Raw genomic sequence first — 22343 nt, 5'->3', positions numbered from 1 at the left:
ATCCTCGCGAATGCGGGGATCCATCCTCAAAAAGAGTACAATGCCACATTTTTGCATGGATCTCCGCTTTCGCGAGGATGACGTATAAAAAGTGCGGATAGTTCAGGAATACATGGCAGGAGGTTGAGAACTAATTGATGGCGTGTCTACACAGCCTGCTTACTTTTTGAATCAATAACACTTTAATCAATAAGAACCACAATTTTTCCAAAGTGTTTTCCTTCTTGCATTCGTGCATGTGCCTGTTCCATTTGATTGAAATGGAATTCCGAATCGATTATGGGTTTGAGTGAACGATTTTGGAGATGTTCAAACCATTTTTGATGGGCTAATCGCCATAGTCTGGCTTTTTCTTTAACACTTTGTGCTCTCAATACGAATCCAATAATCTGCAACCTTTTACGCATGATCAGAGCCAGGTTGCATTCAACGCTGCTTCCTTTCAGGCAGGCGATTTGTACCAGTTTTCCTTTGGGCTTTAATAAATGAAGATGCTTGTTAAAATAATCTCCACCTATAAAATCGATAATTAAACTAATGCTGTGATCTTCAATTAAATTTTCAAAATCATTTTCTTTATAATTGATTACCAGATCAGCCCCCAATTCAAGTGCCTTTTGTCGTTTGCTTTCGTCTCCAACAGTAGTAATTACCTTTGCCTGGCTGAGTTTGGCCATTTGAATTGCCAAAGAAGCAATGCCACTTCCTGCTCCATGAATCAATAAAGTGTGTCCTTTTTTTAAAGATCCCAGATCGAAAAGAGTCGCATACACAGTGGTTAAAGCCTCAGGAATAGCCGCTGCCATAGAATAGTTCCACTGTGCCGGGATACGATGAGCTAATGAAGACTCAACAGCACAATAGCTGGCATAGCCTCCACTACCAACCAGTCCATAAACTTTATCGCCAGGTTTAAACTGTTTTACATTGGCTCCAATAGCAATCACTTCTCCTGCCACTTCAAGACCTGGAATGTTTGATTCACCCGAAGGAGGAGGATATTTTCCAAACCGTTGCATTAAATCGGCTCTGTTTAATGCCGTAGCATGGACTTTAATGAGTATTTGATTTGGAGAGAATACAGGTTTGGCTCCCTCAGTCATTATTAATTGGCTGTGTGAACCTGGATTTTCTATATGAATGTATCGCAAAATATCTCCCTTTGTGAACGTAACATCTTAATAACCCTGAAAAACGTTATTCCGAATGCAACCAAGAATCTCTCGAACATGGTGCTGTTCGTGCATTTGTAGATTCTTCATTGCGCTCAGGGGTACGAAATTCCCGCATGAATAGAGAAGTTACTTATGAACGCTCTAACTCAATGATACTAATATTAATAATTTATACTATATTATCGCTATTAGCGCTCGCAAATTGATTCAAATTAGCTATATAATCTTTATTTAGAGAGTTGTAATTATTATTACATCATTTACCGCTCCATGGTTGGCTAATGGCTAAATTTAATCACCAAAGTTTCTATGCTTGGCTATTTATAGTACCGCAACTTTTTATCACCGTAGTGTTTTTTATTTGGCCTGCTTGTGGCGCATTAGTTCAGTCATTTTATTATACTGATGCCTTCGGCTTGCATCAGCATTTTGCAGGTTTAAGCAATTTTTCAGATCTGTTTGATGATCCCAGTTATGTTAAGGCAGTTTGGGTTACCTTTATCATCGCAATCAGTGTTACGGCAATTACAATGAGTCTTGGCTTATTGATGGCTACCTTGGTTAATAACAGAGTTAGGAGTCAGGGTGTATATAAATCTTTGTTAATTTGGCCCTATGCTATAGCCCCGGCAGTTGCAGCCATACTCTGGCGCTTCCTGTGCCACCCGACTTTAGGTTGGATGACTCATTTTTTAAATGCAATCGGAATTCATTTTGATTATGTAAATAATGCGAATCAAGCATTGCTGGTTGTCATTTTAACGGCAAGCTGGCAACAATTCAGTTACAATTTTTTATTTTATTTTGCTGCTTTAAAAGCCATCCCTCAAACCTTAATTGATGCGGCGATAATGGATGGTGCGTCTTCCTGGCAACGATTTTGGCAGATTATAGTTCCTTTATTATCTCCAACCACCTTTTTCCTCTTAATTATGAATTTAATTTATGGGTTTTTTGATACCTTTGGGATTATTCAGGTCATGACTCATGGCGGACCAGGGAATAGCACAACCAATTTGATTTATAAAGTTTATGAGGATGGTTTTGAAGGAATGGATCTGGGAAGTTCATCAGCTCAATCGGTGTTATTGATGGTCATTGTAATTCTTGTTTCATTAGTTCAATTCAAATATCTTGAAAAAAAGGTACATTACGAATGAACCATTTTAATCGTTTCTTATCTCATGGCCTTTTGATAGTTTTTATTCTTTTTATGTTACTGCCTTTATACCTTGCAATAGTTGCCGCCAGTCATGAAGGTTCTGCCATGATGCAATCCCAGCTTCCTTTACTTCCAGGCACTTCCTTTTTTAAAAATCTGAAACTGGTTTTAACGGAAGGAATGGCGGTTACTGGAGGCGAGCCAATTACCGTGATGCTTTTGAATAGTCTGCTCATGGCGTTTGGTATTGCTTTTGGAAAAATTATATTGGCTTTAGGTTCTGCCTTTGCTCTGGTTTACTTTGATTTTCCTTTTAAAAAATCATGTTTTGCACTTATTTTTGCAACAATGATGTTACCTGTTGAAGTCAGGATAGTTCCTACTTTTCAGGTTGTGGCATCATTCGGATTATTGAATTCATTTACTGGATTATCTCTGCCATTATTGGCATCAGCGACAGGCACCTTCTTGTTCCGTCAATTTTTCAAGACCATTCCCAAGGAACTGGTGGATGCCGCCAAACTGGATGGTGCAGGGCCGGTACGATTTTTCTTTGATATTGTATTACCTTTATCCCGTACTCAAATTTCCGCTTTATTTGTCATATTATTTGTATATGGATGGAATCAATATCTCTGGCCTCTGGTAATTACTACAGAAACCAAAATGGCCACTATAGTTATGGGCATTCGTTATCTTGCCGGTGTCGCCGATCAAGTTCCGGAGTGGCATTATATTATGGCCGTTGCGCTTATCGCTTTAATTCCACCATGCATGGTCGTTATGTTCATGCAGCGCTGGTTTGAAAAAGGATTAAAATAAATATGGCTACAGTCGATTTAATTGAAGTCACTAAAAAGGTAGGAACAACATCCATTTTGGAACAACTGACGGTCAGTATCAAAAAGGGTGAGTTTATGGTGGTCGTTGGACCATCGGGTTGTGGAAAATCTACTTTATTACGGCTTATTGCGGGACTGGACAATTTAAGTTCTGGAACAATACGGATTAATAACCAATGTGTAAACGACATCCCGGCAGCCAAAAGAGACATGGCGATGGTATTTCAAAACTACGCCCTCTACCCTCACATGACGGTATTCGATAACATGGCTTATGGATTAAAAATGCGACGGCTGAGCAAATTTGATATTAATCAGCGAGTAAGGGATGTAGCCAAATTATTGCATCTGACACCGTATCTTGAGCGAAAACCTCAGGAACTTTCTGGTGGCCAAAAGCAAAGGGTGGCTATGGGTAGAGCCATAGTACGATCACCTGCCGTTTATTTATTTGATGAACCATTATCCAATCTGGATGCCAAGTTACGTACGGAAATGCGTCATGAAATAAAGAAACTGCATCAACAATTCAACACAACCAGTTTATATGTTACTCATGATCAAACTGAAGCTATGACTATGGCAGAACGCGTATTAGTATTGAATCAGGGAGTAGTGGAACAACTCGGTACACCGCAGGAATTGTATCAAAGTCCTGCAACTGAGTTTGTTGCTGGATTTACAGGTCACTATCCAATTAATTTCTTTACTGGTATTTTTAAAAAAGGATCGAAGACTATTCAAACTGGATTGGGAGTCGATTTTCCTGCCCCACAATGGACAGAAGCTGTAGAGGACAATACTGCGCTTACTTTGGCTGTCCGGCCGGAACATATCCAGCATTCCAGCGAAAACAATAAACATTCCATAGAATTAAAGATTGAATTTATAGATGATATGGGCGCGGACAAATTGATACAGGCAAAAAGTATTCATAATGGAGAGCGTATTAATTTACGCTTACCCGCTGATTATTCATTTCCTGATGGACAAATCTTTGTAGAGTTACCTAAAATGAAAGTACATGTTTTTCATCAAAAATCAGGTAAGCGTATTGGAGAATGGTGTGGCGAAAATTAAAGATAAAAATAAATTAAAACCATTTGATGCCCCAGTCTATAGCTACTGGTCAGCACTTTATATGTCCTTTTATTCAAAAAGATTATATATCGATGTAGGGAAACGCTGGCGTGGAATCGGGCTACTCTATCTTTTATTAGCTATCGCGATTGGCGCTATTCCTTACTCTTTAAAAATGAGCGGTGAATTTAATTCTGAGTTTCATAATCAATTGATAGCACCGATACTCTCGTTACCTACAATTTATATCCAAAACGGAGCGCTTAATTTTGATAAACCAATGCCTTATCTTATTAAAAATGATAAAGGTCTTGTATCCGTTATTATCGATTCAACCGGAACCATATCTGAGTTTACAAAGGAATACCCTTATCTAACCTTGCTTATCAATAAAAATACTATGTCGATAAAAATTCCTTCGCCTTCAATAATGGCTGTTGGTACTGATCAAACAATCAGAGGGCCTGTAATAGTTCAGCCTTTTGATAAAGGCATGAATATGATGTTTGACGGTAAAAGCATCATTAACAGCAGCTCCATATATGGTTTAAAATATGCGGCACAATTAATGATTTATCCCGTAGTTGTTGCTATCTTTTATTCGTTGTTGGTGGTTTTTTTCCTTGTTCTGGCTTTTCTGGGACAGGTTTTTTCAAGAATTTTTTTCTCATTTAAACTTAAATTTAGCCAATCCTGTCGTTTATTTATGGTATCGTCTACTCCAATGCTGCTTGTCATGATGATATTTATCACGTTGAATGCTATTTTCTATGGATTTGGATTCATTTTACTGGCTTTGATTGGTGTCTATTTTAGTTTTGCGGTCAGATCATTACGCTCTGATAGTAAGAAAATGGTGTCATGATGAAGGACTTAGTCCATTTTGCTCATGGCAATGGATTTCCTTCATTATGTTATAAGCAATTTTTAGATCAGTTGGCTGTCCGGTTTGATTTGTGTTACGTGGACAGGATTGGGCATAATCCAGATTATCCCGTGACAGAAAACTGGCATAATCTGGTTGATGAGGTAATTGCGAGTATTGAACAACAAGCGAATCAAAAGGTGATTGCAGTCGGTCATTCTTTAGGCGGTGTTTTAAGTTTGTTGGCGGCGATTGAGCGACCTGATTTATTTAAAGCAGTGGTATTATTGGATTCACCTTTGATTGGTCCCCTTAAATCGAGTATGGTTCGATTGGCTAAAGCTTTAGGTGTTATTGACAGGGTGACACCGGCATATAGAACAAAAGGCAGAAGGACTCATTGGCAAGATCATGATCAATTGCTTCGCTATTTGAAAACAAGAGATTTATTTAAAACGTTCACTGATGAATGTTTAAATGATTACATCACGTACGGTCTTGATTTAAAAGAAGACGGTTATCATTTGAAATTTGACAGGCATATTGAATATCAAATATATAGAACGATCCCGCACGTCATACCGAGTTTTGAAGGGAAGTTAACGGTTCCAGCAGCTTTATTGTATGGAGATAGAAGTACTGTTGTTGATCGTTTGGATGTACGTTATATGCGGAAAAATTTTCATATAAAAAGTTTTAAAACCAAGGGGACACATTTATTTCCAATGGAACACCCAAAGTCTGTTGCTAAGCAGGTTATAGAAGCTATTGATGCTATACTTCTAATATAACCACAAGTTACTTTTAATTGGCTGATAATAAGGAGAACTCTGTGTTACATGTACTATTAATACTTGCGACAATAGGTGCGGCAGGGATATTGATAACTCGTCAGGCCGCAATATCGGTATGGGCTATCAGCTTTACAATTTATATGAGTTTGATCCTTCATTTTGGCTCTCCAGGTTGGTTTGCGCAATCTTTGTTATGGACTATAGAACTTGTCTTAATCGCAGGAACAATAAAACCATTGCGAAGAGAGTTAATATCAAAACATCTGTTTAAGGTGATCAGCAAGGCAATGCCGGCAATGTCCAGCACTGAACGAGAAGCATTGGAAGCAGGGACAGTGAGTTGGGAAGGCGATATCTTCAGTGGTGCTCCTAATTTTACAGAGCTAAGAAGCGCTCCCGTCGTTCATTTGACTGAAGAAGAACAAGAGTTTCTTGATGGACCGGTAAATATTTTATGCTCCATGCTCGACGATTGGGATATTACTCATAATCGCACTGATTTACCTCCTGAAGTATGGCAATTTATCAAAGATAATCGTTTCTTGGGCATGATTATTCCTAAACGATATGGTGGGTTAGAATTTTCTGCAACAGCACAAATGTCTATTTTGGTGAAAATTTACGGTCGTTCAATAACTGCAGCAACAACAATCTCTGTGCCCAACTCTTTAGGTCCAGGCGAATTATTACTTAAATATGGAACTGAAGAGCAAAAGAATTATTATCTGCCACGATTGGCTGATGGACGTGAAGTACCCTGTTTTGCATTGACAGGACCAAATGCCGGTTCTGATGCTGCCTCTATTCCAGATCAGGGCATTGTTTGTCGTCAGGAGTTTAATGGAGAAGAAGTGGTTGGGGTTCGCTTGAATTGGGATAAGCGCTATATCACTCTATGTCCAGTTGCAACTGTAGTTGGATTGGCATTCAGAATGTTCGATCCGGAAAATATACTCGGTAAAGGCGAAGATATAGGTATAAGCTGTGCGTTAATACCGGCTACAACACCTGGTGTGATTAAGGGTAGAAGACATTTCCCGTTAAATACAGGGTTTTTAAATGGACCAACGCAGGGTAAAAATGTATTTATTCCTCTGGATTATTTAATTGGTGGTGCCGCTATGGCCGGTCAGGGTTGGCGCATGTTAATGGAATGTCTCAGTGCCGGACGGGCTATTTCATTGCCTTCAAGTGCAAGTGGTGGTGCTCAGGCCGTGGCTCTTGCTTCTGGAGCTTATGCACGTATTCGAAAACAATTTAATCAACCAATTGGTAAGTTTGAAGGTATTGAAGAGCCCTTGGCTCGAATTGCAGCCAATACCTATATTATCGATGCTTCATTAACCATGGCTGCAGCAGCTATTGATCATGGTGCCAAACCTTCAGTTGCTGGTGCAATTCTAAAATATCATACTACTGAACGTGCCAGAGCAATCGCTTTGGATGCTATGGACATTCATGGTGGAAAGGGCATTTGTCTCGGACCTAATAACTATTTAGGCAGAGGTTACCAAGGATCTCCAATTGGAATTACGGTAGAGGGTGCTAATATTTTAACGCGCAGCTTAATTATTTTTGGTCAAGGTGCCGTTCGTTGTCATCCTTATGTGTTTAAAGAATTGGAAAGTGTGCGTAATAATGATTTGGAGCAATTTGATAAAGCATTTTTTGCTCATGCAGGATTTACTATCGCGAACTTTACCAAGTCGCTCTTGTTTGCCTGGACTGATGCTCATATGTCGAAAGCTCCGGCCAGTTCAGTAAAACGATATTATCAATTAATACATAAATACAGCGCGAATCTTGCATTTCTTGCTGATTTTTCAATGGTCGTAATGGGTGGTGAATTAAAACGAAGGGAAAAACTCTCTGCTCGGTTGGGTGATATGTTAAGTTGCTTGTATATGGCATCCAGTGTCCTGAAACGGTTTTATGAAGACGGTGAACCCCCGGCTGATCTGCCTTTGGTACAATGGAGCTGTCAACAATTATTACATGAATGTGAAGATGCAATGCATGGTGTGATTATTAACTTCCCAGCACGTTGGGCTCGAATTGTCTTGCCATTAATCTTAAAACCATTCGGTAACCGAAGGCACATACCTAACGACCGATTAGGGCATAAATTAGCCAGAATGTTAATTGAACCTAATGAAACACGTTCTCGATTAACACGTCTGGTTTATAGTAAGCCTGGTGAAAATTGCCCATTAGGTCGAATGGAAGAAGCATTTCATAAAATTTGTGCTGTTGAAGATTTGGAGCGCAAGGTAATGAAAGCAGCCAAAGAGCATGTGTTGCAATCATTGACCTTTAAAGATCAAATTGAAGAAGCGTTAAATTGCGGGATCCTGACTTCTGCTGAAGCTAAAGAGTTGGAAGAGGCAGAGCTTGCAAGACAAGAAGTTATAAAAGTTGATGATTTTGCTGATGATGAACTTAGACGTGAGCCTTTATCTAGTGATCATAAGTCTGTTAAAAGAAAGATCATAAAGGACACTATAGAAAGTGAAATTGTATAAATAGATTTGAAGTTGGCCATCTTCGGGGCACTGCCATTTTGACTGGATTATTTCCTTGTTTAACGGTAGTGCCTTATTAATTGAATAAAAAATAGTCATCTCTTGATTTTAGTTATCCAATCAATTCAACCATTTATTGTTGTTGACATTCATTATTTAATTACGGCTGTTTGCTATTCTAGCAGAGACTTTTAGATATTATGATTAAACGAATATTCTTAATGTATAATAACCCTAAGTTTAAAATAACCACAAAATGTGATAAGTGAAGAAGTATTTTTCCTGTAAATATGCGTTAAAGTCATCAAGTTTAAAGTTATTATTACATATTGATGATATCAAGCATTGAATTGGCATATTCTATACTTTTAAGGTAGTGCTTTGTAAGCTCTTCTTCATTTATAGATAAAGAATTAAGACTGGTACAATTTGCCTGTTCATAGTCAATCGAAAATTTAAGGAATGAACCTAACTCTCCTTTCTTATAGAGTAGTGCGTCATTTAGTTTTTCACTCAAATGGATCTTTGATAAGAGCAAATCTAATGGCTTATTTAATATGCCATCTAAGGTAGATAAGATCCCTACAGTGTATGCTTGATGTGGTGTTGCATGCTTCATTGTTTTGGCCAGTGATTCACACATTTTAGCTCGGATTAAAGTGCGCTCAAGCAGGTCAGGTGCTATCTCATCAAAGCTCGCTAATAACAATAAATTTAACCAGTTACGAATTTGTATTAGCCCCAACTGGCCAATTGCATCAAGCAAGGATTCAAATTTTCTACTGGAATACATAGAAGGAGAATTCGCTAAGCGTTAAATTCGATAACTTAGTTTGGGAATTTGTAAAATAATTTCCTCGATGCGCTCAATACTTACATTATCATCATTCAGTTCAGTCAATAGACGTATGAGTTGCGCTTTATTTTCAGTGATCACTGTGCCTTCAACTGATTCTGGTTTATTTAGAAAAAATCCTTGAAAATATTGAAATCCAAGATCTTGACAGACTTTAAATTGCACTTTGTCTTCAATTTTTTCTGCTAAAAGAATACCCTTATATTTTTTCAAGGGAGCCAATTGATTCTCAATTTCTTGCTCATTTTGGTTCAGCACATCAATTTTTATGATGTCTGCAATTTCAATAAGCTCTTCAAGATTTTTATTGTACACAAAATCATCTAAAGCAATTTGATAACCTTTCTCTTTGAGTGTCCATAAATTGTCTACTATATCCTTGTCCGCTAATACTGTTTCAAGAACTTCAATAACAATTCTATCTTTAGGAAGTAACATTGGTATTTGTTGAATGATGTTGTTATAAGTAAAATTGATAAACGCCTTTTTTCTTCCAATAAGTGCTGTGAAGTCCAGATTTGTAAAAAGTTGAGTGAGTACAGAGGAGGTTGCTGTATCTCCTTCATGATGATTGTTATTATTCACTTCTGCTGAGAGTAAATTGCCATTACGGTACAATATTTCGTAAGCATATACGATACTGTCTTTATCATATATTCCTTGACGAGCGAGCAATATACATGGTTTGTGATCAGTCATTATAATATTATTCCTATTCTATAATTTTGTTGATTGTTCAACGGACTGATTTATTTTTAAATGGGCTATATTAATTTTGAAAAGACATAATCAATTAATCTAAAATGTTCTCTCGTAAAGTAACATTCATGTTTTGATTTAAATTATAGCTTAATTTCATCAGATATTTGATTTTATGTTCTTATTCAAATAGAAACATTACAAAATTATTTCTTTTGATAATAATCTAATTATGTACTGTGTTGAATTGAGGTAAGAATGCAATTTCAATAATTGTTACAGCTTGAGATTGCCTATAAATTTAGTAGAAATCAATGAAAAGCAGTTATCTATTGGTTCATTCTGATCAATGATTTAAACTTGTTCTGCAACATCTGGCATTGTAATATTTAATTCCAGAACTGCATTATCGCCCATACGTTCCAGATTAACACTTACCTGATCACGGGTAATATGTACGTATTTTGCTATAACCGCAAGAATTTCTTCTTGCAGTTTAGGTAAATAATCCGGAGTATTACGTTGAGAACGCTCATGAGAAATAATGATTTGCAGACGTTCTTTAGCAACCGAAGCGGTAGAGTTTCTTCTACGGAGGTAATTAAAAATACTCATATTGTCACTTCCTCCTTGTTCTTACCAAATAGGCGACGAAGTAATCCTTTACGCTCATTATTAATAAAACGCATTGGTCGCTCTTCCCCGAGAAAACGTGCTATAGCATCCTGATAAGCAATACCTGCATCACTTGCTTCATCAAGTATTACTGGTGTTCCTGTATTAGATGCCCTTAAAACGGATTTCGATTCGGGTATTACTCCAATCAATGGAATTGCCAATATTTCTTTAACATCAGTAACGGACAGCATTTCACCACGCTCAACACGTTCGGGGTCATAGCGTGTTAACAAGAGATGCTCCTGAATTGGCGCTGCATTCTCTACAGCTCTTTTAGTCTTGCTGGCCAATATGCCTAAGATTCGATCTGAATCTCTAACGGATGATACTTCCGGATTGGTCACAACAATTGCATGATCGGCGAAATACATGGCCATTAGAGCGCCAGTTTCAATTCCTGCAGGGGAGTCACAAATGATAAAATCAAAATCTTTAGCCAAATCATTTAGTGTTTTTTCTACACCCTCAAGAGTTAATGCATCTTTGTCTCGTGTTTGTGAGGCAGGTAGAATATACAAATTCGGGACACGTTTGTCCTTAATAAGCGCTTGATTCAAACTCGCTTCGCCATTGATGACATTAACAAAGTCATATACTACACGGCGTTCACAGCCCATGATGATATCAAGGTTTCTTAATCCTATGTCAAAATCTATAACTACAGTCTTATGCCCTAATAAGGCAAGACCCGAAGAAATAGCCGCAGAAGAAGTGGTTTTTCCCACTCCGCCTTTACCTGATGTGATTACTATTATTTTAGCCAACGCTGAACCCTTCCTATTATTCGATTCAACACAATATTTAACCAACAGTGTACACGCTAATCAATCCTTAATTCAAGATGTCAAGAGCTACAAACAGAATTAAACCCGAAATTAATAATAAAGTGTAATAATTATGAATTAAATGTTTAACTTTTCTTACAAATGTAGTAAACTATTCGGTTAATTTAACTACTGGAGTGAGAACAATATGGCTCTTTCCATTGTACAGCACGCTTTAACTTTTGATGACGTTTTACTTGTACCTGCCCATTCCCTTATTCTTCCTAAAGATGTGACTTTAAAAACCAAATTAACGCGCTCAATAAACTTGAATATGCCCTTGCTTTCAGCGGCAATGGATACGGTTACTGAAGCACGATTGGCTATTGCCCTGGCTCAGGAAGGTGGTATTGGGATTATTCATAAAAACATGGGAATTACGGATCAGGCTGAAGAAGTAAGACGGGTTAAAAAGTTTGAAAGTGGTATGGTTAAAGATCCGATTTCAGTAACACCAGATGTAACAGTTAAAGAATTACTTGATGTGATGACCAAATATAACTTTTCAGGAGTACCGGTTGTTGATGGTCAAAATCTGGTTGGAATTGTAACCAGTCGCGACATTCGATTTGAAACGAATATGGCACTGACTGTAGCACAGGTCATGACCCCAAAGGACAGGCTGGTTACAGTCAAAGAAGGAGCCAGTAGAGAAGAGGTGCGCAGCTTGTTGCATAAGCACCGAATTGAAAAACTTTTGGTTGTAAATGATTCATTTCAATTAAGAGGTTTAATTACCGTTAAAGACATTCAAAAAGCTAAGGATAATCCTTACGCTTGTAAAGACGGATCAGAGCAGTTACGTGTTGGAGCTGCAGTTGGCGTTGGCGATGGTACAGATGAACGCGTAGAAGCACTGGTTGACGCTGGTGTGGATGTTCTGGTTGTAGATACTGCTCATGGGCATTCTCAGGGCGTATTAAACCGGGTTAAATGGATAAAACAGCATTTTCCAGAAGTTCAGGTCATTGGTGGAAATATAGCCACGGCTGCCGCAGCTCGCGATTTATACAAAGCTGGAGCTGATGCTGTTAAAGTAGGTATAGGTCCAGGTTCCATATGCACTACACGAATTGTGACAGGAGTTGGAGTACCTCAGATCAGCGCAATAGCTAATGTAGCTAATGAACTTAATGGCTCGATTCCGGTTATTGCTGATGGAGGTATTCGTTTTTCAGGCGATGTATGTAAGGCACTGGCCGCAGGCGCAGATACTGTTATGTTAGGTGGTATGTTTGCCGGTACTGAAGAATCGCCAGGTGAAATTGAATTATATCAAGGACGTACTTATAAAAGTTATAGAGGAATGGGGTCCATTGGAGCGATGTCCTTGGCACAAGGTTCCAGTGACCGCTATTTTCAGGATGTTTCGCAAGGTGCGGAAAAACTGGTTCCTGAAGGAATTGAAGGGCGGGTACCTTACAAGGGGCCGGTACAAACAATAATTCATCAATTACTGGGTGGACTACGATCCTGTATGGGTTATACAGGTTGTTCAACCATTGATGAGTTGCATTCCAAAACAGAATTTGTACAGGTTACCAATGCGGGAATTCGTGAATCACATGTACATGATGTGAGTATTACCAAGCAGGCGCCTAATTATCAAGTGGATAATTAATAATGATTGATTTAAAACAACGTCCTTTACTTATACTGGATTTCGGTTCTCAGTACACACAGCTAATTGCACGACGAGTTCGTGAAATGGGAGTTTACTGCGAAATATATCCCTACAATATAAATCAGGATCTGTTCAAACAACGAGATCCTTGCGGTGTGATTTTATCTGGTGGTCCTTCAACTGTAACTCATGATGCCAATCCTAGAGCACCTCAATGGATATTTGACGCTGGCTTACCTGTATTAGGCATTTGCTACGGTATGCAGACGATGGCTGTACAACTGGGAGGTGAGGTTCAATCCTCTTTAATCAGAGAGTTTGGCTATGCGGAATTAAGTCTGCATGGGAAGAGCAAACTTTTTGAAAATATTGAAGATCGTACATCAGATAAAGGGGAGGCGCTTTTAGATGTATGGATGAGTCATGGAGATAAGGTAACTCAATTACCCCCGGGTTTTAAAATCATCTGTGAGACCCGTAATGCACCTATTGCTGGAATGGCTGATGAGTCACGTCAGATGTATGGCCTTCAATTTCATCCTGAAGTAACCCATACTTTGCAAGGATTACGCATTTTACAACGTTTTGTTGTAGATATATGCAAGGCCTCAACTACCTGGACTGCGGGACATATTATTGATGAAGCAATCACTAAGATAAGAAAACAGGTAGGTCATGATAAAGTGCTTCTTGGTTTATCTGGCGGTGTTGATTCTTCTGTCGTTGCTGCACTGTTACATAAAGCCATAGGCAAACAATTAATTTGTGTCTTTGTTGATACCGGGTTGTTACGTTTACATGAAGCAGAACAGGTGATGACCATGTTTGGTCAACACATGGGAATCAATATTATCGCTGTTAATGCAGAAGAGAAATTTTTATCCGCTTTGCAGGGAATTACCTGCCCGGAAGAAAAAAGAAAAATCATCGGTAGAACTTTTATTGAGGTATTTGACGAAGAAGCTCAAAAGATCACGGAAGTTACCTGGCTGGCTCAGGGAACTATTTATCCCGATGTTATTGAGTCTGCGGCAACCAGTACGAATGGAGCGTCAGTGGTCATTAAATCGCACCATAATGTAGGTGGATTGCCAGAAACGTTGAATTTAAAACTATTAGAACCTGTTCGTGAATTATTCAAGGATGAAGTGCGTAAAGTGGGTCTTGAATTAGGGTTACCTCATGAAATGGTGTATCGACATCCATTTCCGGGGCCTGGATTAGGCGTTCGTATTCTTGCTGAAGTGAAAAAGGAATATGCGGACATTTTACGTAAAGCAGATGCTATATTTATTGAAGAACTCCACGCGGCGCAGCTGTATCATAAAGTCAGTCAGGCCTTTGCGGTATTTTTACCAGTAAAAAGTGTTGGAGTAATGGGGGATGGACGTCGCTATGATTACGTGATCTGTCTTCGTGCTGTAGAGACAGTAGATTTCATGACCGCTCATTGGTCCCATTTACCATGGGAGTTTTTAGGTACAGTATCTAATCGAATTATCAATGAAGTAGAAGGTGTATCCCGTGTCACTTATGATATTTCAGGTAAGCCTCCTGCAACTATAGAATGGGAATGAACGATAAATTCTGGATGCAAATGGCATATGAACAGGCACTTCTTGCTCAGTCGGAAGGGGAAGTGCCGGTTGGTGCCGTGTTAGTGAGTAAAGACAATGAATTATTGGGCATTGGTAGAAATGCTCTGCAAACCAGCCACGATCCGTCCGATCACGCGGAATTCATGTCCATCAGACAAGCCTCTCAACATCTTAAAAATCACCGGCTTTTGGATACCACCCTCTATGTGACGCTCGAACCTTGTGTCATGTGTGCGGGACTCATAGTTCAGGCTCGCATCAAACGTTTAGTCTTCGCAACTCGAGATTTTAAAGGCGGAGCAGCTGGTTCTGTATTTAATCTTCTCCAAGGTTATCCATTGAATCACAAGGTATTAATAGATGAAGGACTTATGCAACATGAATGTTCGAATCTATTATCTGATTTTTTTAAATCATGCCGTTAAGAGTATTATTATTGCGTTAATTTGGATCGTTAAGATTATTTTAATATCAATCTGATATAAAGGTAAATTAACTGTGGTCGCATTCAAATGTTTAGGTAATAAATCAGTTATAGAAGCACAGGTTTCTGATCATGAACCGATTATCGATGGGGCTGTCTGTGTATTTAATTTGATGTGCAGGGGGAGTGGCTCTAATAATTATTTCAAAAAATCTGAGTCAACTACAGAATACCTACAGAGATTGGATCAACTTATCCAGGTCATCAAGGAGTTGAAAAACTCAGGAGTTGATGTATTTATTTTTCAGGAAGCGCCTCAATACAATAGTACTGATGACAGAAGCAACTCGGTTTATAATAAATTAAAACAAATTCCCGGTTTTGAAACCCTTAATTTAAGTAATATAACGAATACAGTTGGTACTCGTTCAGCATTATTCACTATTGCTGATTACAATCGCTTTCCAAAACCAATAAATACTACTGCTAAATCCAACATTCCTATTCCAGGAAGGGGTCAATCGGTACAGATTACCTCTCTCTATTATCGAACTCTGACTGTGGTTAATATTCATGGTGATTACATGAAGCAGGGTGACACTCGTAATGCGCTTCGGTATTGTGTATCAATGGATTCTGCTGTTGTAGTTGGCGGTGAGTTTAATATCACAACTGGCGCAGCTGATTTCAATGAATTTCAAGGAGCAGGCATCTATCAAAAGACAGATTGGTTTGGTACTTGTGATGGTTTACTTGCGAGCAGTAATGGCAGAGTACAGGATTTTGTACCCGTGATTAATAAGCAACAGGATCATTAGGAATACCGGTTAATAGTCATGAGGAGAAAACCTTATTAGGTAATTTTAAATACAGTCCTTACTTTCGTGCACTTCATATCGGTTTGAATCAATCAGGACATATACCCAATATAAAATTAACCAGCCCACCCGAGTTATTAGTGAATAGACAGTCACTTATTACTTTCATAGGTACTCATGCTGTGGCTCTGAGTAACGTTTTTTAATAGTTACTGTGACAATCAGGTAATTAGGGAAAGCACGCAAAGAAACCTTAACCCTAATGAGCATTTATCAACAGACTCTGATTTAACTAGAATTGAGACTGCAAGAGCGCTCTTTTATAAATCTCATCGTGAAGCGTTCAAGAAATCCCAATCAGGTTTTTTTTGATTTTTTAGAAGTACTGAAGTACGTTCAAATATGACTTTAACTGAAATTATTGAACACGCGCAAAAACATGATAATCGAAGTCATAAAGTAAGCGTGGCGCTGGGGTGGATGGATATAAATGGATCTTTGAACGAGGTGGTCAGGGCGCTAATTCAGATGTATACACCTCGAACTTCGAATAAATTCCATGAGCTGGTTTGTATTTATCTGTTTTGATTTTTAATAAGGTGGGGTAATTTATTTTGGTTTGGCATTTGTAACAATAATTAATTAAACCAGCTCTAGTATCTGAGGAAGTGGTTCTGTAAATGATTGGATTGTCGCTGGTAACCCTTCTGTCATTTCAACTTCAGTTGCAGCTGATTGTCTGGGCTGAATATCAGGAGTCTTCTCTTGATTAGCATTTAAAATAGTATCTAATGAATTGGCTTGATTATCCAGTACAGAATATTCATTAATCAGCTCATAAGCAAAAGCCACATCAGCAGTTTTTCCGATAGATCCGTCACTATAAGTAAAAATCCCTTGGCCAAATTCAATAATGCCTGTCTCGGGAATTTGATAATGATTATCAGATTCCAGTTGAATAGATAAAATATTTAACTCATCCAGATTCATAAATTGATTATTTTGAGTTACTCCAAAAGAAGCCCAATCTTTATCATCCTGATCCAATTGATTATTATGATTAGTATCAAATGCCTTTAACCCCTCTAAATCGGTACGAGCCCCTTCACGATAGGTTACAAATGAAATTTCAGTTATATCAGTTAGACGTCCATCTGCATTTTTATCAAATGTAAGCATTCCATCTTCTTTACTTATCCATTGCGTCTTATCTAAAATGCCATCGCCATTTGCATCAAATAGTACTGGTTGGTTTGAATAATGAACGCCATCACCATTCAGGTCCAGAACTACCGGGGGAATTACAGGCGTAAATACGCCTGCATTGAATGAATACAGCGTACCATTGAAGTTGTAAAATTCAAAGTTGACATAGGTATCTTTTTCGACTCCTTCTACAGTATTGGTTGCTGTCAGGATCTGTGTTCCAGCATTGTAGCTGAAGGTATAGTCACTATAATTAAAACGTAGTAATGCGGTATCAATGTCAACTCCACCATTTGATACATCGTTTCCTTTTCCATCGTTCACGAAATCGTTACCTGCATCTCCAAAAAGAATATCATTGCCATCATTTCCGTTCAGATCATCATTGTTTTCATTACCATGAATGGTATCGTTACCGGCATTACCGTAAAGAGTATCATTGCCCAGATTACCATTGATGACATCAGTACCATCATTACCGTAAAGGGTATCATCGCCATTAAAGCCATTTAGCGTATCATTGCCCAAGCCTCCGTCGATGGTATCATTTCCTGTTGATCCGGTGACTGTGTCGTTACCACTACCGGTTTGAATGGCATCAATATTAGTTAATGCGGTAGTGGAAAAATTCCAGTTTTCATTAATTCCATCGCGGCCTTGAATGATGTTGGTACTGGGGTTGACTGCACCGTTAATCTGTTCTATGGAATTTGCTGCACCATAAGTGGTGCTTAAAAAGAGGGTTGCGTTGGTAGCAGCAACTATTTGATCGGTTCCTGTACCACCCTGGAAGGTATTTACCCCTGATTCACCGGCATTGACTTTGAAGGTGTCGTTGCCTGCCCCCCCATCCATAGTATTAGTACCATTTCCACCCTCAATAATGTCATCATTATTATCACCGAAAATGGAGTCATCGCCATCATTGCCAAACAGCAGATCGTTGCCGTTACCTCCTCTCAGGGTATCATTCCCTAGGCCTCCGTCGATGGTATCATTTCCTGTTGAACCGGTGACGGTATCGTTGCCACTGCCGGTTTGAATGGCATCAATGTCTGTTAAGGAAGTAGTAGAAAAATTCCAGTTTTCATTAACTCCATCCTGGCCTTGGATGATGTTGGTACTGGGGTTGATTGCGCCGTTAATCTGTTCTATAGAATTAGTCGCACTATAAGTGGCGCTTAAAAAGAGGGTTGCGTTGGTTGCAGCAACTATTTGATCGGTTCCTGTACCACCCTGGAATGTATTCACTCCGGTTTCAACGGCATTGACTTTGAAGGTGTCGTTTCCTGCGCCTCCATCCATAGTATTAGTACCATTTCCACCTTCTATAATGTCATCACCATCATCACCAAAAAGAGAGTCATTGCCAGCGTTACCGTAGATCAAGTCGTTGTTTTCATTACCATGAATAGTATCGTTACCGTCATTACCGTAAAGAGTATCATTACCCAGATTACCATTGATGACATCAGTACCATCATTACCGTAAAGGGTATCATCGCCATTAAAGCCATTTAGCGTATCATTGCCCAAGCCTCCGTCGATGGTATCATTTCCTGTTGATCCGGTGACTGTGTCGTTACCACTACCGGTTTGAATGGCATCAATATTAGTTAATGCGGTAGTGGAAAAATTCCAGTTTTCATTAATTCCATCGCGGCCTTGAATGATGTTGGTACTGGGGTTGACTGCACCGTTAATCTGTTCTATGGAATTTGCTGCACCATAAGTGGTGCTTAAAAAGAGGGTTGCGTTGGTAGCAGCAACTATTTGATCGGTTCCTGTACCACCCTGGAAGGTATTTACCCCTGATTCACCGGCATTGACTTTGAAGGTGTCGTTGCCTGCCCCCCCATCCATAGTATTAGTACCATTTCCACCCTCAATAATGTCATCATTATTATCACCGAAAATGGAGTCATCGCCATCATTGCCAAACAGCAGATCGTTGCCGTTACCTCCTCTCAGGGTATCATTCCCTAGGCCTCCGTCGATGGTATCATTTCCTGTTGAACCGGTGACGGTATCGTTGCCACTGCCGGTTTGAATGGCATCAATGTCTGTTAAGGAAGTAGTAGAAAAATTCCAGTTTTCATTAACTCCATCCTGGCCTTGGATGATGTTGGTACTGGGGTTGATTGCGCCGTTAATCTGTTCTATGGAATTTGCTGCACCAAAAGTGGTACTTAAAAAGAGAGTTGCGTTGGTTGTAGCAACTATTTGATCGGTTCCGGTACCACCCTGAAAGGTATTTACCCCAGATTCACCGGCATTGACTTTGAAGGTATCGTTTCCAGCGCCTCCATCCATGGTATTAGTACCATTTCCACCCTCTATAATGTCATCATTATTGTCACCGAAAATGGAATCATTGCCATCATTGCCAAACAATAGATCGTTGCCGTTTCCACCCCTCAGGGTATCATTGCCCAGGCCTCCGTCGATGGTATCATTTCCTGTTGAACCGGTGACGGTATCGTTACCACTGCCGGTTTGAATGGCATCAATGTTCGTTAAAGCGGTAGTGGAAAAATTCCAGTTTTCATTAACCCCATCCTGTCCTTGAATGATGTTAGTACTGGGGTTGATTGCGCCGTTTATTTGTTCAATAGAATTCGCCACGCTATAAGTGGAACTTAAAAAGACGGTTGCATTGGTAGTAGCAACGATTTGGTCGGTTCCGGTACCACCCTGGAATGTATTCACTCCGGTTTCACCGGCATTGACTTTGAAGGTGTCGTTGCCTGCGCCTCCATCCATGGTATTTATACCATTTCCACCCTCTATAATGTCATCATTATTGTCACCGAAAATGGAGTCATCGCCATCATTGCCAAACAGCAGATCGTTGCCGTTACTACCTCTCAGGATATCATTACCCAAGCCTCCATTGATGTTATCATTTCCTGTTGAACCAATAACTGTGTCGTTACCACTGCCAGTTTGAATGGCATCAATGTTCGTTAAAGCGGTAGTGGAAAAGTCCCAGTTATTACTTACATCCTGGCCTTGAATAATGTTGGTACAAGAGTATCATTACCCAGATTACCATTGATGACATCAGTACCATCATTACCGTAAAGGGTATCATTGCCATTAAAGCCATTTAGCGTATCATTTCCCAGTCCTCCATTGATGGTATCATTTCCTGTTGAGCCGGTGACTGTGTCGTTACCACTGCCAGTTTGAATGGCATCAATGTTCGTTAAAGCGGTAGTGGAAAAGTCCCAGTTATTACTTACATCCTGGCCTTGAATAATGTTGGTACTGGGGTTGATTGCGCCGTTAATCTGTTCTATGGAATTGGTTGCGTTGTAAGTGGAACTTAAAAAAATGGTTGCGTTGGTTGCTGCGACTATTTGATCGGTTCCGGTACCACCCTGGAAGGTATTTACCCCAGATTCGCCGGCATTGACTTTGAAGGTGTCGTTGCCTGCGCCTCCATCCATGATATTAGTACCATTTCCACCTTCTATAAAGTCGTTGCCATCATCTCCATAGATTATATCATCGCCATCATTGCCTAAAATATTATCATCATTTTCATTACCATTCAGGACATCATTACCATTATTTCCTGCAAGAAAATCGTTTCCTAATCCACCATCAATAATATCGTCATTATTATTTCCAGAAATAGTATCTGATCCGTCTCCACCAGCAAGAGAGTCATTGCCATTTCCTCCCTCTAGAATGTCATTTCCATCATCTCCAAAAATAGAATCATTATCGTCATTACCCATAATGTGATCGTTACCAGAACCACCCTGGATCATATCATTTCCATCATCACCTGAAATAACATCGTTTCCACCTCCACCAAGCGCGACATCCGATCCTTGTCCTAAATTGATGTTGTTTTGGCTTAAAGAGGTGGAGCTGTCGACAAAATCATTTCCACTGTCTGTATTAATGTGATTGATGATGTCAAAACCGGAGTTAATATTGGGGATGCCGTTGACGGTATAAATAAACTGAGAAGGCTTGATATAAATCATATCATCACCCGCCAACGTATCAATTTTAAATACACCCGGAGTTCCATCATCATTACTGGAGTGATAGATGATAATATAATCATTTACTGAGGTGGCTTTAATGGAGCCTTCTTTTGCTCCATCTATAGAGAGATTTATGCCTACCTTGGGTAACTGATCATAGAGAGGTGAATCAAACATCGCGATTTGTACCGCTTTAAAATTGGTAAATGACAGTTCTTTGCTGCCGAGATCAAATGCATCACCTGTAAAAAGTATGTCTTTAATAGCTCCCCATTCACCTTGAGAAATAAAGTGTACCTGTAAATCGGTAATAGCATAGTTAATAATTTGCCCACCGACTGAGTATTGAGTAAATGATGTTGTATTTCTCGCTGTTGTATCTTTAAATAAATTATAGTTTTGATCGATTTCAACCCATGCTGATAAGGTATATAGAGTTTCAGGGGTTGGGCCTGGCGTAGGGGGTATTACGTCTGTCACAGTGGGAATTTCCATTGGTAATTCATAAAAGAAAACCTGTGGACTCTCATAATCAGCAGCGTTTGCAGAACCTGGATTTAAAATTGAAATAGTAAAAAATGTATCACCAGCAGGGGAGTGGAACGCATTCATTAAAGGTACATAGACCAAAGTGCCAAAACCTGAGCTGAGGGTGTCAATACCTGAGGCAGTGGAATTTAAAGATTCAATATAGGATTCAAGTTCCTGATTTTGATCTGTATCTATAGGATTTATAAAGGATTCTTTACCCGTTTCAATTATTTTAGAGAGTTGAATAATTATGTCCATCAGCGAACTTGGGGCAAAGTTTATCAAGAGCTGAATCAACTCAGGTTTTAATACCGATGTAAGAATGAACTTATTATAATTATTCATATAGTTACAAAACCTCCACTACATTTATAAATTATAGACCTATATTTTAGATATAATTATTGAAATTGATTGTTTTGTAAAAAAATGCTAAGTAGTTCAATAGGAATGAAGGAGAGGAATCAATACATTTTTAGATTAATTTATAAAATCATATAGTTATAACTTTTGTCACAAACTGTTCAAAGTCATGGAAATTTTTATATCCCTAAAAAAAACTGAGATTCAAAAGAAGGCATTTGGTCGATTTCAGGAGATTTTTCACTTCGTTGGAGATGATGAATACCGGTCTGTTGAGA

At 39.0% G+C, this 22343-nt stretch carries 16 protein-coding genes and 1 pseudogene; 10 read left to right on the top strand and 7 right to left on the bottom strand.

Going from position 1 to position 22343, the window contains the following annotated elements:
- Positions 1-182: 182 nt before the first annotated feature.
- The gene (locus IZU94_RS03225; RefSeq protein WP_203107957.1) at positions 183-1151 is read right to left on the bottom strand and encodes an NAD(P)H-quinone oxidoreductase; all 969 of its coding nucleotides are present in this window, start codon (positions 1149-1151) and stop codon (positions 183-185) included.
- A 305-nt stretch (positions 1152-1456) separates the two neighbouring features.
- Between IZU94_RS03225 and IZU94_RS03220 the strand changes: the two genes are divergently transcribed.
- Genes IZU94_RS03220 through IZU94_RS03195 form a run of 6 tightly spaced genes read left to right on the top strand, consistent with a single transcriptional unit; the run spans position 1457 to position 8440 of the window.
- Complete coding sequence (locus IZU94_RS03220; RefSeq protein WP_203107955.1) at positions 1457-2335, top strand: ABC transporter permease subunit; 879 nt, start codon at positions 1457-1459, stop codon at positions 2333-2335.
- Positions 2332-3159 carry a sn-glycerol-3-phosphate ABC transporter permease UgpE gene (gene ugpE / locus IZU94_RS03215; RefSeq protein ID WP_203107953.1) on the top strand — a complete coding sequence of 276 codons (828 nt, stop codon included), beginning with the start codon at positions 2332-2334 and terminating at the stop codon, positions 3157-3159. The genes IZU94_RS03220 and ugpE overlap by 4 nt, the downstream gene beginning before the upstream one ends.
- A 2-nt stretch (positions 3160-3161) precedes the next feature.
- On the top strand, positions 3162-4259 hold the full coding sequence (locus IZU94_RS03210) for an ABC transporter ATP-binding protein (RefSeq protein ID WP_203107951.1): 1098 nt from the start codon (positions 3162-3164) through the stop codon (positions 4257-4259).
- Positions 4204-5124 (top strand): DUF1189 family protein, encoded by a 921-nt coding sequence (locus IZU94_RS03205; RefSeq protein WP_203107948.1) that lies wholly within the window; start codon positions 4204-4206, stop codon positions 5122-5124. Before IZU94_RS03210 ends, IZU94_RS03205 begins: the two co-directional genes overlap by 56 nt.
- Positions 5124-5915, top strand: a complete 792-nt coding sequence (locus IZU94_RS03200; protein ID WP_203108107.1) for an alpha/beta fold hydrolase — start codon at positions 5124-5126, stop codon at positions 5913-5915. The genes IZU94_RS03205 and IZU94_RS03200 overlap by 1 nt, the downstream gene beginning before the upstream one ends.
- A 41-nt stretch (positions 5916-5956) precedes the next feature.
- Entirely contained in the window at positions 5957-8440 is a 2484-nt protein-coding gene (locus IZU94_RS03195) for an acyl-CoA dehydrogenase (protein WP_203107946.1), read from the top strand.
- A 322-nt stretch (positions 8441-8762) separates the two neighbouring features.
- Here the strand turns inward: IZU94_RS03195 and IZU94_RS18135 are convergent.
- From IZU94_RS18135 to minD, 4 genes and pseudogenes are all read right to left on the bottom strand, one after another.
- Positions 8763-9242: pseudogene (locus IZU94_RS18135) on the bottom strand (YuxH family protein); the annotation flags it as partial.
- Positions 9243-9254: 12 nt separating this feature from the next.
- Positions 9255-9995: an EAL and HDOD domain-containing protein gene (locus IZU94_RS18130; RefSeq protein ID WP_238400482.1), complete on the bottom strand. Its 741-nt coding sequence runs from the start codon at positions 9993-9995 to the stop codon at positions 9255-9257.
- A 354-nt stretch (positions 9996-10349) separates the two neighbouring features.
- Entirely contained in the window at positions 10350-10610 is a 261-nt protein-coding gene (gene minE, locus IZU94_RS03185) for a cell division topological specificity factor MinE (RefSeq protein ID WP_203107944.1), read from the bottom strand.
- A complete protein-coding gene (minD, locus tag IZU94_RS03180; RefSeq protein ID WP_203107942.1) occupies positions 10607-11437 on the bottom strand; it encodes a septum site-determining protein MinD in 831 nt (276 codons plus the stop codon). Before minD ends, minE begins: the two co-directional genes overlap by 4 nt.
- 208 nt (positions 11438-11645) lie before the next feature.
- Here minD and guaB point away from each other — a divergent pair, with 208 nt between their 5' ends.
- From guaB to IZU94_RS03160, 4 genes are all read left to right on the top strand, one after another.
- Positions 11646-13118: an IMP dehydrogenase gene (gene guaB, locus IZU94_RS03175; RefSeq protein WP_203107940.1), complete on the top strand. Its 1473-nt coding sequence runs from the start codon at positions 11646-11648 to the stop codon at positions 13116-13118.
- 2 nt (positions 13119-13120) lie between these two features.
- Positions 13121-14698: a glutamine-hydrolyzing GMP synthase gene (gene guaA / locus IZU94_RS03170; protein ID WP_203107938.1), complete on the top strand. Its 1578-nt coding sequence runs from the start codon at positions 13121-13123 to the stop codon at positions 14696-14698.
- On the top strand, positions 14695-15144 hold the full coding sequence (gene tadA / locus IZU94_RS03165) for a tRNA adenosine(34) deaminase TadA (protein ID WP_203107936.1): 450 nt from the start codon (positions 14695-14697) through the stop codon (positions 15142-15144). Before guaA ends, tadA begins: the two co-directional genes overlap by 4 nt.
- 73 nt (positions 15145-15217) lie before the next feature.
- On the top strand, positions 15218-15961 hold the full coding sequence (locus IZU94_RS03160) for a hypothetical protein (RefSeq protein WP_203107934.1): 744 nt from the start codon (positions 15218-15220) through the stop codon (positions 15959-15961).
- Positions 15962-16603: 642 nt separating this feature from the next.
- On the opposite strand, the gene IZU94_RS18410 is transcribed toward IZU94_RS03160, so the two are convergent.
- Complete coding sequence (locus IZU94_RS18410) at positions 16604-20119, bottom strand: beta strand repeat-containing protein (protein WP_369410899.1); 3516 nt, start codon at positions 20117-20119, stop codon at positions 16604-16606.
- Positions 20120-20166: 47 nt separating this feature from the next.
- On the bottom strand, positions 20167-22047 hold the full coding sequence (locus IZU94_RS03150; RefSeq protein WP_203107931.1) for a calcium-binding protein: 1881 nt from the start codon (positions 22045-22047) through the stop codon (positions 20167-20169).
- Between the last annotated feature and the right edge of the window lie 296 nt (positions 22048-22343).

The organism is Legionella bononiensis (assembly GCF_016786215.1).
Taxonomy (GTDB): domain Bacteria; phylum Pseudomonadota; class Gammaproteobacteria; order Legionellales; family Legionellaceae; genus Legionella; species Legionella bononiensis.
The sequence above is the reverse complement of the archived record's forward strand: the minus strand, read 5'-3'. Positions and strand labels throughout refer to the sequence as shown.